The organism is Azohydromonas australica DSM 1124 (assembly GCF_000430725.1).
Lineage (GTDB): Bacteria > Pseudomonadota > Gammaproteobacteria > Burkholderiales > Burkholderiaceae_C > Azohydromonas > Azohydromonas australica.
Genome location: NZ_KE387203.1, coordinates 532,359 through 546,250, shown reverse-complemented (window position 1 = coordinate 546,250; position 13,892 = coordinate 532,359). Strand labels below are relative to the sequence as shown.

The following is a 13,892-nucleotide window of genomic DNA, read 5'->3' as shown; positions in this document are numbered from 1 at the left end:
AGGTGCCGGTGATCAAGGTCGCCACGCGCAGCGACCTGGCGCGGCGCTGGCACGACCTGATGGACCTCAACGCCGGGCGCATCGCCGACGGCGAGGCCAGCATCGAGGACATGGGCTGGGAGCTGTTCCGCCTGATGCTGGACGTGGCCAGCGGGCGCAAGAAGACCTGGGCCGAGCAGCACCGGCTGCACAACGCGCTGGTGCTGTTCAACCCGGCGCCGGTGACCTGAGCGGCGCGACCGGGCGCTCCATCGCCACCAAGAGGGCTTCGACATGCCTGCCTGGAGTCTGTTAAGGGGTTCAGCCTGAACAGGTTCTTGTCGTTTGGGAACATGCGAGGTCTGTACGAGATCGGAGTGCGACACCGCACTTTCGTTTTCTGCTCAACCTTGGAGAGCCCCCATGCGATTCGTCCCCGCCCTGTTGCTGCCCCTGGCCCTGATGGCCGGCTGCACCGCGTTCAGTCCCTCGACCCCGGCACAGGGCCCGGTGGCCGGCGAGCTCAAGCCCATCGCGGCGCTGGACCTGGCGCGCTACGAGGGCACCTGGTACGAGATCGCCAAGTTTCCCAACCGCTTCCAGCAGAAGTGCGTCGCCGACACGCAGGCGCAGTACAGCCGCCAGGACGACGGGACCGTGCGCGTGCTCAACCGCTGCCGCGTGGCCGGCGGCGGCATGGACGAGGCCCTGGGCACGGCGCGCCAGCTCGGTGGCCCCGACTCGCCGCGGCTCAAGGTGCGCTTCGCGCCGGCGTGGCTGTCGTGGCTGCCCGCCGTCTGGGGCGACTACTGGGTGGTGGACCTCGACCCCGACTACCAGCTCTCCGCCGTGAGCGAGCCCCGGCGCGAATACCTGTGGATCCTGTCCCGCACGCCGCAACTGGAGCCCGGGCGCTACGAGGCGCTGCTGCAGCGCCTGAAGGCGCAGGGACTGGACGTGGACCGGCTGGAGCGCACGCCGCAAGGCCGCTGAGCCGGCTGCGCTCTCCGACACGTCAACGACCACGCGGCGCCATGCCGCGAGTTGTCGTACAACATGGCCGCTGACATCATGAGCCTGTGGCAGAGAGTACGTAATTTCCCTCTGCCGCGTCTCTTGAAGTCCATCAAATCTAGTTGTACGATGACATACAACACGACGCGATGAATCGCCGTGTGTCCACCACGACAACCGCATCCCACGGAGAACGCATGTCCCCCCAAGAGCTCAAGCACGCCCTGCAATCCGGCCTGCTGTCCTTCCCGCTGACCGACTTTGACAGCGAGCTGCGCTTTGACGCTCGCGGCTACGCCGAGCGCCTGGAATGGCTGATGCCCTATGGGGCGACGGTGCTGTTCGCCGCCGGCGGCACGGGCGAGTTCTTCTCGCTGGAGCCGGGCGAGTTCTACGACGTGGTGAAGGTCGCTTCCGAGACCTGCCGTGGCCGCGTGCCCATCATCGCGGGCGCCGGCGGCGGCACGTCGCTGGCCGTGAAGTACGCGCAGGAAGCCGAGCGCGCCGGCGCGCAGGGCATCCTGCTGCTGCCGCACTACCTGACCGAGGCGACGCAGGACGGCCTGGTCAAGCACGTCGAGGCCGTGTGCAAGAGCGTCAAGATCGGCGTGGTGGTCTACAACCGCGGCTCCTGCCGCTACAGCGCCGAGACGCTGCAGAAGCTGGCCGAGCGCTGCCCGAACCTGATCGGCTTCAAGGACGGCATCGGTGACATCGAGGCCTTCGTCAACGTGCGCCAGAAGCTGGGCGACCGCTTCGCGTACCTGGGCGGCCTGCCCACGGCGGAAGTCTTCGCCGGCGCCTACAAGGCCATGGGCTGCCCGGTGTACTCCTCGGCGGTGTTCAACTTCATCCCCCGCACTGCGATGGAGTTCTACAACGCGCACGCCGCGGGCGACACCGCGACCACCGGTCGCCTGATCAACGAGTTCTTCCTGCCCCTGGTGGAGCTGCGCAACCGCGGCCAGGGCTACGCCGTGAGCCTGGTCAAGGCCGGCGCCACCATCGTCGGCCACGGTGCCGGCCCGGTGCGCCCGCCGCTGTCGGAGCTCAAGCCCGCCGAGTTCGAGCACCTGCGCGAGCTGATCGGCCGCCTGGGCGCGCAGTAAGCGCGGCCATGCCGCGGTGCCCTGCGGGGCTGACGCGGCCATGACATCCGTTGGCTGGCCGGGGCGCACGCACCGGCCAGTAGTCATTTGCAAGGAAGCACCATGTTCAAGAACCTCATCGGCGGCGAGTGGGTCGAAGGCGCCAGCGTCAGCCGCAACATCAACCCCTCCGACACCCGCGACGTGGTGGGCGAGTATGCGCAGGCCGACGCCGCGCAGGCGCGCGCGGCCATTGCCGCGGCGCAGGCCGCCGCGCCCGCCTGGGGCCTGTCCACGCCGCAGCAGCGCTTCGACATCCTCGACGCCGCCGGCAGCGAGATCCTGGCGCGCAAGGCCGAGCTGGGCGACCTGCTCGCGCGCGAAGAGGGCAAGACGCTGCCCGAGGCCATCGGCGAGGTGGTGCGTGCCGGCAACATCTTCAAGTTCTTCGCGGGCGAGGCGCTGCGCGCGTCGGGCGACGTGGTCGCCTCGGTGCGGCCGGGCGTGGGCGTGGAAGTCACGCGCGAGCCCGTGGGCGTGGTGGGCCTGATCACGCCGTGGAACTTCCCCATCGCCATCCCGGCCTGGAAGCTCGCGCCGGCGCTGGCCTTCGGCAACAGCGTAGTGATGAAGCCGGCGGACCTGGTGCCGGGCTCGGCCTGGGCGCTGGCGGACATCCTGCACCGCGCGGGCCTGCCTGCGGGCGTGTTCAACCTGGTGATGGGCCGCGGCTCGGTCGTGGGCCAGGCGATGCTGGACGATCCGCGCGTCAACGCCATCAGCTTCACCGGCTCGGTGGGCACGGGCAAGCAGGTGGCGGCAGCGTGCGTGGCGCGCATGGCCAAGTTCCAGCTGGAGATGGGCGGCAAGAACCCGTTCATCGTGCTGGACGACGCCGACCTGGGCGTGGCGGTGAATTGCGCCGTCAACAGCGGCTTCTTCTCCACCGGCCAGCGCTGCACGGCGTCGAGCCGCGTCATCGTGACCGAGGGCATCCACGACAAGTTCGTGGCCGCCGTGGTGGAGAAGATGAAGTCCATCAAGGTGGACGACGCGCGCAAGGCCGGCACCGACATCGGCCCCGTGGTGGACGAGAAGCAGCTGGCGCAGGACCTGGAGTACGTGGCCATCGGCAAGGGCGAGGGCGCCACGTTGGCCGCCGGCGGCGAGGCCCTGGGCCGCAACAGCGAGGGCGCGCCGGGCTTCTACATGACGCCGGCACTGTTCACCGACACCACGCCGGAGATGCGCATCAACCAGGAAGAGATCTTCGGCCCGGTGGTGAGCGTGATCCGCGTGAAGAGCTACGACGAGGCGCTGGCCCTGGCCAATGACACGCCCTTCGGCCTGGCCTCGGGCATCGCCACCACCAGCCTGAAGCACGCCACGCACTTCAAGCGCCATGCGCAAGCCGGCATGACGATGGTGAACCTGCCCACTGCGGGCGTGGATTACCACGTGCCCTTCGGCGGCCGCAAGGGCTCCAGCTACGGCCCGCGCGAGCAGGGCCGCTACGCAGCGGAGTTCTTCACCACCGTGAAGACGTCCTACACCCAAGCCTGAGCCTGAACCCGGGCATGGGCAGCACGCGGCGCCGGCCTTCACAGCCGGCGCCGCTTTTCCATGAAGAAAGCCAAGAAGGAGACATGACATGCAAGACCGGTTCGTGACGCGGCGCCGCCTGCTCCAGACCTTTGTGGGCGGGGGACTGGCCTCGCTGGGCGGCAGCGCCTTGGCGCAGGCCTTTCCGTTCACGCCCAACCAGCGCTATCCCGATCCCGCGCTGCTGATCCTGGACCCGAGCTTCGCCAAGTACCGCATCTACAGCAGCACCGTCGAGCAGATCACCACGGGCTTTCGCTGGGCCGAGGGGCCGGCCTACTTCCCCGAAGGCGGCTACCTGCTGTTCAGCGACATCCCGAACAACCGGATCATGAAGTTCGACGAGAAGACGGGTGCCGTCACCGTCTTCCGTGCCAACGCCAACTACGCCAACGGCAATGCGCGCGACCGTCAGGGGCGCCTGGTGACCTGCGAGCACTCGGTGACGCGGCGCGTCACGCGCACGGAGAAGGACGGCAAGCTCACCGTGCTGGCCGACAGCTTCGAGGGCAAGCGGCTCAACGCGCCCAACGACATCGTCGTGAAGTCCGACGACAGCGTCTGGTTCACCGACCCGCTGTTCGGCATCAACGGCGAGTGGGAAGGCTTCAAGGCCAAGCCCGAGCAGGCCACGACCAACGTGTACCGCATCGGGCCGGACGGCAAGATTTCCGCCGTCATCACCGACCTCGTGAACCCCAACGGCCTGGCTTTCTCGCCCGACGAGAAGAAGCTCTACGTGGTGGAGTGGAAGGGCACGCCCAACCGCAGCCTCTGGAGCTACGACGTGGGCTCCGACGGCGTGAGCCTGTCCAACAAGACCAAGCTGATCGACGCTGCCGACCAGGGCGCGCTCGACGGCTTCCGGGTGGACCGCGACGGCAACCTGTGGTGCGGCTGGGGCAGCAACGGCGCACTGGCGTCCGAGCCCGTGGACGTGGGCGGGCGCAAGGTCTATGCGCTGAAGGCCCGGCCGGAGGACATGGACGGCGTGATGGTGTTCAGCCCGCAAGGCAAGCCGCTGGCCTTCATCCGGCTGCCCGAGCGCTGCGCCAACCTGTGCTTCGGCGGGCCGAAGAACAACCGGCTCTACATGACCAGCAGCCACTCCGTGTACGCGCTGTACGTGGAGGCGCACGGGGCGGTGTGAGGCCGGTCCGCGCTCGTCAGTGACGTAGCTTCGGCCTACCCGCATAGGTGCACTGCTGTCCGGGGAAGCCGAGGCATTCGCGCAGGACGAAGCTCGGGGGGCTACCCCTCTACTTCGTCATTCCCGCAAAGGCGGGAATCCAGGCGGCCCCACGTCAGAGCGAAGCCTGGGTGCTGCGAACCACGACTCCTGTCCCGGCGTTCCCCCCGATCTGCTTGCGGCGGCTTGGGGGCCGCCTGGACTCCCGCCTTCGCGGGAGTGACGAATCAGGGTACGAAACGGCCCACCTCACGATTCGCAGGCGGAGTTGTTCAAGCCGTCTGCCGGCGCTGGCAATCAGAAGTTGTGGTTCAGCCCGATGCCGTAGCGCGTCGTGTCGAGGCTGGCGCTGCCGTCGGCGCGCGTGACCTTGAGCTTGCGGAAGGCCGTGTAGACGCGGGTGCGCTTGGACAGGCTGTAGGAGGCCAGGAAGCTCATGCCCCTGGCATCGGCCACCTCGATGCCGCCGCCGTCCTTCGTGACGGCCCGGGCCAGGCCCCCGGACAGCGTGGCGGCTCCCAACGGCACGTCGACGCCGACCTGCCATTCGTTGGACTTCTGGTGGCCCGCGATGCGCTCGTCCGTCTGGCGCTGGAACGCGGCCACGACGCGGCCGCGGCCGAAGTCGTAGATGCCGCTGACCAGGTGGAAGTTGTTGTCCCCAGTGGCGTACTTCTCGTTCTGGTAGGCGTAGCCGATGCGCGTCTTGCCGGCGACGTACTTGATGTGGCCCGTTGCCATGCGAGGGGCGGCCTTCGCCGTGGTTGCGCCCTCACCCAGGCTGAAGCTCACCGAGGCGCTGACCGGGCCCGTCTGCGGCGTGGCGTACAGCACCGTGTTGTTGCCGCGGGCCAGGTAGTCGCTGCCGGCGACTTCGGCCAGCCCGTTGGCCGCGGTCGCGCCGGCGCTCCAGACCTGGCCCGTGGAGGCAAAGCCGGAGGAGTCGAAGAGTTGATTCGTCGAGCCGCGCATGGCGTCGAAGGCCGTGAGCATGCGGCCCAGGCGCAGCTCGCCGAAAGGACCGTAGAGGCTGACGAAGGCGGTGCGGTTGAAGCCCACGGCGGAGGCCGAGACGTTGGTCACGGTGCCACTGTCGATGCTGATGCCCTGTTCGAGCACGAAGTTCGCCCGCAGCCCGCCGCCCAGGTCCTCGCTGCCGCGCAGGCCCCAGCGGCTGGCCTGCGCGCCGCCGCTCTCGACCACGCCGATGCTGCCGACGGACGGGCCGCCGGCCTTGTGGCGCGTCTGCCCAACCCAGGCGTCGGCGATGCCGTAGATGCTCACGCTGGACTGCGCCGCGGCGGCGCAAGTGATCGTGCTCAGAACTGTCGCGGCAACCAGGGAAGGCTTCATGTTCGGTCTCGTGGGGGTGTTGATCCAGTACGTCGTCAGTCGTCAGACGTGTGGACGCAATGTAAAAGCAACACCCAACTCGTCAGACGAGTGAAAACCCTAGAAATCGTTGATGGACCGGAAGCGGCTCAGCAGCGGCCTTGGTGGCCGCGGGCCGGCGTGTGCCGGCCGTTTGCCGTCGGGCGGGCTGCCGCCCTCAGGCCTGGGGCAGGGTGGCGTGCAGCCGCTCGCGGCTGTTGCTCAGGTGCATGAACATCGCCGCGCGCGCGGCGGCGGCGTCGCCGCGGCGGATGGCGGCATAGATGGTTTCGTGCTCGCGCTGCGTGGTCTCCTTGTGGTGCTCCAGCGAGGGCGAGGCGTCGCCGAAGCGCAGCGGCGCGGCGTCGGCAGGGCCGGATTCCGGGGCCACACTGGCCCGCTCGGGCCGGGCCTCGCCGCGCCGGATGGTGGCGCTGCCCAGGTTGCGCAGCACTTCCTCGAAGTACTCGTTGCCCGTGGCGGCGGCGATCTGGGCGTGAAAGCGGAAGTCGTCCTCGACCGTGCTTTCGCCGGAACGCCGGTGCGCGTCGAAGGCGTCCAGCGCCTGCCGCATGGCCGCGAGGTGCTCCTCGGTGCGGCGTTGCGCGGCCAGGCTGGCGGCGTCGGACTCGATGCTGATGCGCAGCTCCAGCAGGGCCAGCTTGCGGCGCACTTCCAGCCCGCTGCCGTCGACGTGGAGCAGCGGCTCGGCCACGGGCTTGTCCAGCACGAAGGTGCCCACGCCCTGGCGCGTCTCGACCAGGCCGCTGGCCTGCAGCCGCGACACCGCCTCGCGCACCACGCTGCGGCTGACGCCGAACTCGCGCATCAGCTCCGGCTCGGACGGCACGCGGTCGCCCGGCTTGAGCTCCCCGCCGCGGATGCGGGCGGTCACGCCGTCCACGATGCGCTGGGGATGGGTCTTGGCGCGCGCGGGCTGTGCGGGAGAGGGCTGGGCATTCATGAAGGTCGGCGGCAGGAGGTCAGGGTCGATTCACTATAGCGCGCAGCCTTGTTCACGCCTGACGACTGATGTTCAAGCGGACGCGCTAATCCGGTGAAACCCTAGTCTACTCGTCTGATGAGTGGGGCTACGATGTCAACACATCAGACGACTGACGAGGTTGAAAGCAGCATGAAGATCGAGAGCGTTCGCGGCACCGAGTTCACCTACCCCAGCCGGCGCAGCGTCGACAGCGCCGGGCATTCGCATCCCGGGCCGGAGGTGCAGGCCCGCATGGCCATGATCACCATCACCACCGACAACGGGCACGAGGGCCATACCTTCGCGCCGCCGCAGGTGATCCGCCCCTACGTGCTGGAGTCCTATGCCCGCAAGGTGCTCCTGGGCGAGGACCCGTTCCAGCGCGAGAAGATCTGGATGTCGCTGGAGCACTGGCAGCGCGGCAGCGCCGGCCAGTTCACCGACCGGGCGCTGGCCGCCATCGAGCAGGCCCTGTGGGACCTGGCCGGCCGGGCGCTGAAGACGCCGGTGTACAAGCTGCTCGGTGGCTACCGCGACAAGGTGCCGGCCTACGGCAGCACCATGTGCGGCGACGAATTGGCCGGCGGCCTGTCCACCCCCGAGGAGTACGCGGCTTTCGCCGAGAGGCTGGTGGCGCGGGGCTACAAGGCGATCAAGCTGCACACGTGGATGCCGCCGGTGCGCTTCGCGCCCGATCCGGGCATGGACATCAAGGCCTGCGCCGCGGTGCGCGAGGCCGTCGGCCCCGACATCGAGCTCATGCTCGACGGCTACCACAACTACAGCCGTACCGACGCGGTGCGCATCGGCCGCGCGCTGGAGAAGCTCAACTTCGCCTGGTTCGAGGAAATGATGAACGAGCAGAGCATGGACTCGTACGCGTGGCTCGCCGGCCAGCTCGACATCCCCATCGTCGGGCCGGAGAGCCTGTCGGGCAAGCACCACAGCCGCGCCGACTGGGTCAAGGCCGGCGCGTGCGACGTGCTGCGCGCGGGCGTGCCCGGCGTGGGCGGCATCACGCCCACGCTCAAGGTGGCGCACCTGGCCGAGTCCTTCGGCATGAACTGCGAGATCCACGGCAACGGCGCGGCCAACCTGGCCGTGTGCGCCGCCATCAAGAACTGCCGCTGGTACGAGCGCGGCCTGCTGCACCCCTTCCTGGACTACGACGAGGTGCCGGCCTACCTCAACAGCCTCTCGGACCCGATGGACCGCGAGGGGTACGTGCACCTGTCGCAGCAGCCCGGCCTGGGCGACGACATCGACTTCGAGTACATCGCGGCCCACGCCGTGGCGACGTACTGACCGCGGACGGTCCGCAGCCTCGCACCTGCCCATCCATGAAGCCTTGCCTCACCCTGCGCGCGTGCACGCTCGCCGTCTCGCTGCTGCTGGCCGGGACCGCGGCCGTCCAGGCCCGGACGCCCGATGACCAGCTGGTCGTGGGCGTCAGCATGAACAACCTGCTGACCCTGGACCCGGCCGCTGCCACCGGCAACGACGTGGTGGAAATCGCCTGCAACGTCTACGACTACCTGGTCGAGCTGGATCCCAAGGACACCTCCAAGGTGCTGCCCGGGCTGGCCGAGAGCTGGTCCATCGCCCCGGACGGCCGCAGCCTCAGCTTCAAGCTGCGCCGGGGCGCCAAGTTCCACTCCGGCCACCCCGTGACGGCCGAGGACGCCGCCTGGTCGCTGCAGCGCGTGCTCAGGCTCAACCTCGCGCTGGCCTCGCCGTGGAAGAGCTACGGCTTCTCGGCAAAGAACGTGGAGCAGGCCATCCGCGCCGTCGACGAGCACACGCTGGTGATCGACCTGCCCGCGCCCACCGACCCCAGGCTCGTGCTGTACACGCTCGGCACCTCGGTCAGCGCCGTCGTGCTCGACCGCAGGACGGTGCTGGAGCACGAGAAGAACGGCGACCTGGGCGCGGCCTGGCTCACCACCCACGCCGCCGGCTCCGGCCCCTTCAGGCTGGACCAGTGGCGCGCCAAGGAGCTGCTGCTGATGAGCCGCTTCGACGGCTACTGGCGCGAGCCGGCCAAGCTGCGCCGGGTCGTGCTGCGCCACATGACCGAGTCGCAGTCGCTGCGCCTGATGCTCGGCCGCGGCGACCTGGACATCGGCACGGGCCTGTCGGTGCCGGACATCGAGGCGCTGAAGAAGGGGCCCGAGACCGAGGTGGAAGCCGTCAAGCGCGGCACGCTGTACTACGTGGCCGTGAGCGCCAAGGACCCGAAGTTCGCCGACCCGCGCGTGCGCCAGGCGGTGCTGCGCCACCTCATCGACTTCGACGGCATCAACCGCACCGTGATGCCGCACTACGGCGTCTACCACCAGCGCCCCGTGCCGCTGGGGCTGCCGGCCACGCTGCCCGAGCCCGGCTACAGGCTCGATGTCGCGGCGGCGAAGAGGCTGCTGGCCGAGGCGGGCCACCCCAACGGCTTCAAGACCACCATCCGCGTCGTCGCCGAGTCGCCGTTCACCAACATCGCCACCAGCGTGCAGGCCACGCTGGCCCAGGCCGGCATCGAGGCCAGCATCCTGCCGGGCACGGGCAACCAAGTGTACGGCGCCATGCGCGAGCGCAACTTCGAGATCATCGTCGGCCGGGGCGGCGGCGGCGCGGAGCCGCATCCCCATTCCAGCCTGCGCGCGCTGGCCTACAACCCGGACAACAGCGACAAGGCCAAGCTCACGAACTTCCAGGGCTGGCGCACCTCCTTCGCCGACCCGGCGCTCAACCAGCTCATCGAGAGCGCGCTGCTGCAGCGCGACGAAGCGAAGCAGACGCAGACCTACCAGGAGGCGCAGCGCGCCTTCGAGGCCGCCGTGCCCGCCATCCAGCCGATCTCGCAGATGGTCGACACCGTGGTGCTGCGCAAGGAAGTGCGCAACTACCTCAGCCACCCCTCGGCCACCACGCGGCTGCGCGAGGTCTACAAGCAGCGCCTGCCGCTGCCTTGAGCCGGCCCGCGCCGGCCCCGATCCAACACCCCGTGACGGAGAACACCGTGTCCGCCATCGCTTCCACATCACCGCCAGGGCCGCAGCTGCGGCGCCTGCGCACGCTGTCCCAGCGGCTCGCCAGCGTGCTGCTGACGCTGCTGGGCCTGCTGCTGTTAACCTTCATCATCGGCCGGGTCATGCCGCTGGACCCGGTGCTGTCCATCGTCGGCCCCGACGCCGACCGCTCCACCTACGAGCAGGTCTATCGCCAGCTCGGACTGGACCGCCCGCTGGTGGTCCAGTTCGGCTACTACCTGCGCGACCTGCTGCACGGCGACCTGGGCAACGCGCTGCTCACCGGCCAGCCGGTGGTGGACGACCTGGCGCGGGTGCTGCCCGCCACCATCGAGCTCGCCACGCTGGCCATCGTCGTGGGCTCGCTGCTGGGCGTGCCGCTGGGCGTGTTCGCCGCCACCCGGCGCGGCCGCCTGGGCGACCACGCGGTGCGCCTGGTGAGCCTGCTGGGCCATTCCACGCCGATCTTCTGGTTCGGGATGATGGGCCTGCTGGTGTTCTACGCCTGGCTGGGCTGGGCCGGCGGCACCGGGCGCGTGGGCCTGGCCTATGACGGCCTGACCGAGCCCATCACCGGGCTGCTGCTGGTCGACACCTTCATCACCGGCGACTGGGAGGTGTTCCGCAGCGCGCTGCACCACATCGTGCTGCCGGCCAGCATCCTGGGCCTGCACTCGATGGCCTACATCAGCCGCATGACGCGCAGCTTCATGCTGGCGCAACTGTCGCAGGAGTACGTGCTGACCGCGCGCGTCAAGGGGCTGCCGGAGCGCACGGTGATCTGGCGCCATGCCTTCCGCAACATCCTCGTGCAGCTGCTCACCATCATCGCGCTGGCCTACGGCGGGCTGCTCGAAGGGGCGGTGCTCATCGAGACCGTCTTCGGCTGGCCCGGCTTCGGCCAGTACCTCACCAGCAGCCTGCTCCTGGGCGACATGAACGCCGTCATGGGCTCGGTGCTGGTGGTGGGCATCGTCTTCATCACGCTCAACCTGGTGTCCGACCTGCTGTACCAGGTGTTCGATCCAAGGACCCGCAAATGAGCCAGCTTGCCACTCCGCTTCCTCCGGCCCAGGCCACCCGCTCCATGTCCCGCAGCGACATGCCGCACTCCAGCCTGCAGGCCCTGCTGCGCGACCTGTCTCACGGCCTGCGGCGGTTGATGCGCAATCCGCTGACGGTGTCCGGCGTCGTCGTGATCGCCGTGCTGCTGGCCGTGGCGCTGTTCGCGCCCTGGATCGCCACCCACGACCCGCTGGCGCAGGACCTCGCCGGCGCGCTGCAGCCGCCCGGCGCCGCGCACTGGTTCGGCACCGACGAGTTCGGCCGCGACATCTTCAGCCGCCTGGTGCACGGCGCGCGCATCACGCTCTACATCGTGGCGCTGGTCACGGTCGTGGTCGGCCCCATCGGCCTGGCGGTGGGCGTGACCTCGGGCTACTTCGGCGGCTGGGTCGACACCGCCTTCATGCGCGTCACCGACATCTTCATCTCGTTCCCGAGCCTGGTGCTGGCGCTGGCCTTCGTCGCCGCGCTGGGCCCGGGGCTGGACCACGCCGTGCTGGCCATCGCGCTGACGGCCTGGCCGCCCATCGCCCGCCTGGCCCGGGCCGAGACGCTGTCGCTGCGCAAGGCCGACTTCATCGTCGTGGCGCAGCTGCAGGGCGCCTCGGCGCTGCGCATCCTGGTGCGCCACATCGTGCCGCTGTGCCTGCCCTCGGTGGTGGTGCGGCTGACCATGAACATGGCCGGCATCATCCTCACCGCCGCCGGCCTGGGCTTCCTGGGGCTGGGCGCGCAGGCGCCGCTGCCCGAGTGGGGCGCCATGATCTCCGAGGGCCGCCGCTACATGCTGGACAACTGGTGGATGGTGGCCGTGCCCGGCGGCGCCATCCTGCTGGTGAGCCTGGCGTTCAACCTGTTGGGCGACGGCCTGTACGACGTGCTCGACCCGCGCAGCGAATGAGGAGCCCTGACATGAACCCTTCCGTGGAATCACCCAAGCTGCAGGTCGAGGACCTCAACATCCGCTTCGCTGCGGGCGCAACCAGCGTGCATGCCGTGCGCGGCGTCTCGTTCTCGCTCTCCCGCGAGAAGCTGGGCGTCGTGGGCGAGTCGGGCTCGGGCAAGTCGACCGTGGGCCGCACGCTGCTGAAGCTGCACCCGCGCAGCGCCCGCGTCGAGGCGCGCAAGCTGAGCTTCGACGGCATCGACCTGCTCTCGGCCTCCGAGGCCACCATGCGCGGCATTCGCGGGCGCCGCATGTCGATGGTCATGCAGGACCCGAAGTACTCGCTGAACCCGGTGATGCGCGTGGGCGAGCAGGTGGCCGAGGCCTTCCGCGCCCACCACAAAGGCTCGCGCGCCGAGGCCCGCGAGCGCGTGCTGGCCATGCTGGAGGCGGTGCGCATCCGCGAGCCGCAGCGGGTCTATGAGCTCTATCCGCACGAAGTGTCCGGCGGCATGGGGCAGCGCATCATGATCGCGATGATGCTGATCCAGAAGCCGGAGATCGTCATCGCCGACGAGCCCACGTCGGCCCTGGACATCTCGGTGCGGCTGCAGGTGCTGTCCGTCCTCGACGACCTGATCAGCGAGCGCGGCCTGGGCCTGATCTTCATCAGCCACGACCTGAACCTGGTGCGCCACTTCTGCGACCGGGTGCTGGTGATGTATGCCGGCCGCGTCGTGGAGTCGATCGCCGCGGCCGACCTGCAGCATGCGCAGCATCCGTACACGCGCGGCCTGCTCGATGCCTTGCCCAGCATCGACAGCCGCCGCCGCACGCTGCCGGTGTTGCAACGCGACCCGGCCTGGCTCACCGCCTGAAGAGGAACCCCATGGCCATCATTGAAGTCCGTTCCCTGTCCTTGAGCTTCGGCCACGGCGCATCGGCCAGCAAGGTGCTGGACGAGGTGAGCTTCGAGGTTCGCGAAGGCGAGTCCTTCGGACTGGTCGGCGAGTCCGGCTCGGGCAAGACCACCGTGCTGCGCTGCCTGGCCGGCCAGTACACGCACTGGCAGGGCGAGCTGCGCATCGCGGGCCAGGCGCTCGGGCGCAAGCTCGAACGCGCCCGCTGCAAGCAGGTGCAGATGGTGTTCCAGGACCCCTACGGCTCGCTGCATCCCCGGCACACCGTCTACACGGCGCTGGCGGAGCCGCTGCGCATCCACGGCATCAAGGAGGAGCGGCAGCGCGTCGTCGCCATCCTCGAAAAGGTGGGGCTGAACGCCGATTTCCGCTTCCGCTACCCCCATCAGCTCTCGGGCGGGCAGCGCCAGCGCGTCGCCATCGCGCGGGCGCTCATTCTCGAACCCAGCGTGCTGCTGCTCGACGAGCCGACCTCCGCGCTGGACGTCTCGGTGCAGGCGGAGATCCTGAACCTGCTGGACACGCTGCGCCGGCGCGACGGCCTGAGCTACCTGCTGGTGGCGCACGACCTGGGCGTGGTGGCACACCTGTGCGAGCGCATGGCAGTCATGCAGCACGGGCGACTGCTGGAAACGCTCAGCGTGGACGAGCTCTGCGCCGACCAGGCCCGGCATCCCTACACCCGGATGCTGATGCAGGCCAGCCGCTCCTGCGGCAACCAGCCTGAGGCGCAAGGCCTGGCCGTGGCTGCCTGCTGAGCGCGGCGGCGG

General features: G+C 69.4%; 12 protein-coding genes and 1 pseudogene. 11 read left to right on the top strand and 2 right to left on the bottom strand.

Going from position 1 to position 13,892, the window contains the following annotated elements; translation table 11 throughout:
- The 5 genes and pseudogenes from H537_RS44625 to H537_RS0121610 form a co-directional block, all read left to right on the top strand.
- A pseudogene (locus H537_RS44625) lies at positions 1-230 on the top strand (UxaA family hydrolase); the annotation flags it as partial.
- Between the two features lie 172 nt (positions 231-402).
- Positions 403-972: a lipocalin family protein gene (locus tag H537_RS0121625; RefSeq protein WP_028999514.1), complete on the top strand. Its 570-nt coding sequence runs from the start codon at positions 403-405 to the stop codon at positions 970-972.
- Positions 973-1,190: 218 nt separating this feature from the next.
- Positions 1,191-2,102 carry a 5-dehydro-4-deoxyglucarate dehydratase gene (gene kdgD, locus H537_RS0121620; protein ID WP_028999513.1) on the top strand — a complete coding sequence of 304 codons (912 nt, stop codon included), beginning with the start codon at positions 1,191-1,193 and terminating at the stop codon, positions 2,100-2,102.
- A gap of 102 nt (positions 2,103-2,204) precedes the next feature.
- Entirely contained in the window at positions 2,205-3,644 is a 1,440-nt protein-coding gene (locus H537_RS0121615) for an aldehyde dehydrogenase family protein (protein ID WP_028999512.1), read from the top strand.
- An 88-nt stretch (positions 3,645-3,732) separates the two neighbouring features.
- On the top strand, positions 3,733-4,833 hold the full coding sequence (locus H537_RS0121610; protein ID WP_028999511.1) for an SMP-30/gluconolactonase/LRE family protein: 1,101 nt from the start codon (positions 3,733-3,735) through the stop codon (positions 4,831-4,833).
- A gap of 336 nt (positions 4,834-5,169) precedes the next feature.
- On the opposite strand, the gene H537_RS49570 is transcribed toward H537_RS0121610, so the two are convergent.
- On the bottom strand, positions 5,170-6,225 hold the full coding sequence (locus tag H537_RS49570) for a porin (protein ID WP_028999510.1): 1,056 nt from the start codon (positions 6,223-6,225) through the stop codon (positions 5,170-5,172).
- Between the two features lie 196 nt (positions 6,226-6,421).
- Positions 6,422-7,207, bottom strand: a complete 786-nt coding sequence (locus H537_RS0121600; RefSeq protein ID WP_028999509.1) for a FadR/GntR family transcriptional regulator — start codon at positions 7,205-7,207, stop codon at positions 6,422-6,424.
- Between the two features lie 171 nt (positions 7,208-7,378).
- Here H537_RS0121600 and H537_RS0121595 point away from each other — a divergent pair, with 171 nt between their 5' ends.
- From H537_RS0121595 to H537_RS0121570, 6 genes are read left to right on the top strand one after another with little or no spacing between them, the layout of a single operon-like run.
- Positions 7,379-8,533 (top strand): mandelate racemase family protein, encoded by a 1,155-nt coding sequence (locus H537_RS0121595; RefSeq protein WP_028999508.1) that lies wholly within the window; start codon positions 7,379-7,381, stop codon positions 8,531-8,533.
- A gap of 35 nt (positions 8,534-8,568) precedes the next feature.
- Positions 8,569-10,194 (top strand): ABC transporter substrate-binding protein, encoded by a 1,626-nt coding sequence (locus H537_RS0121590; protein WP_028999507.1) that lies wholly within the window; start codon positions 8,569-8,571, stop codon positions 10,192-10,194.
- 56 nt (positions 10,195-10,250) lie between these two features.
- Positions 10,251-11,294 carry an ABC transporter permease gene (locus tag H537_RS0121585; protein WP_043459581.1) on the top strand — a complete coding sequence of 348 codons (1,044 nt, stop codon included), beginning with the start codon at positions 10,251-10,253 and terminating at the stop codon, positions 11,292-11,294.
- Positions 11,295-11,338: 44 nt separating this feature from the next.
- Positions 11,339-12,217, top strand: a complete 879-nt coding sequence (locus H537_RS0121580) for an ABC transporter permease (RefSeq protein ID WP_028999505.1) — start codon at positions 11,339-11,341, stop codon at positions 12,215-12,217.
- 11 nt (positions 12,218-12,228) lie between these two features.
- Positions 12,229-13,080 carry an ABC transporter ATP-binding protein gene (locus tag H537_RS0121575; protein WP_043459407.1) on the top strand — a complete coding sequence of 284 codons (852 nt, stop codon included), beginning with the start codon at positions 12,229-12,231 and terminating at the stop codon, positions 13,078-13,080.
- 11 nt (positions 13,081-13,091) lie between these two features.
- On the top strand, positions 13,092-13,880 hold the full coding sequence (locus H537_RS0121570) for an ABC transporter ATP-binding protein (protein ID WP_028999503.1): 789 nt from the start codon (positions 13,092-13,094) through the stop codon (positions 13,878-13,880).
- Positions 13,881-13,892: the final 12 nt, after the last annotated feature.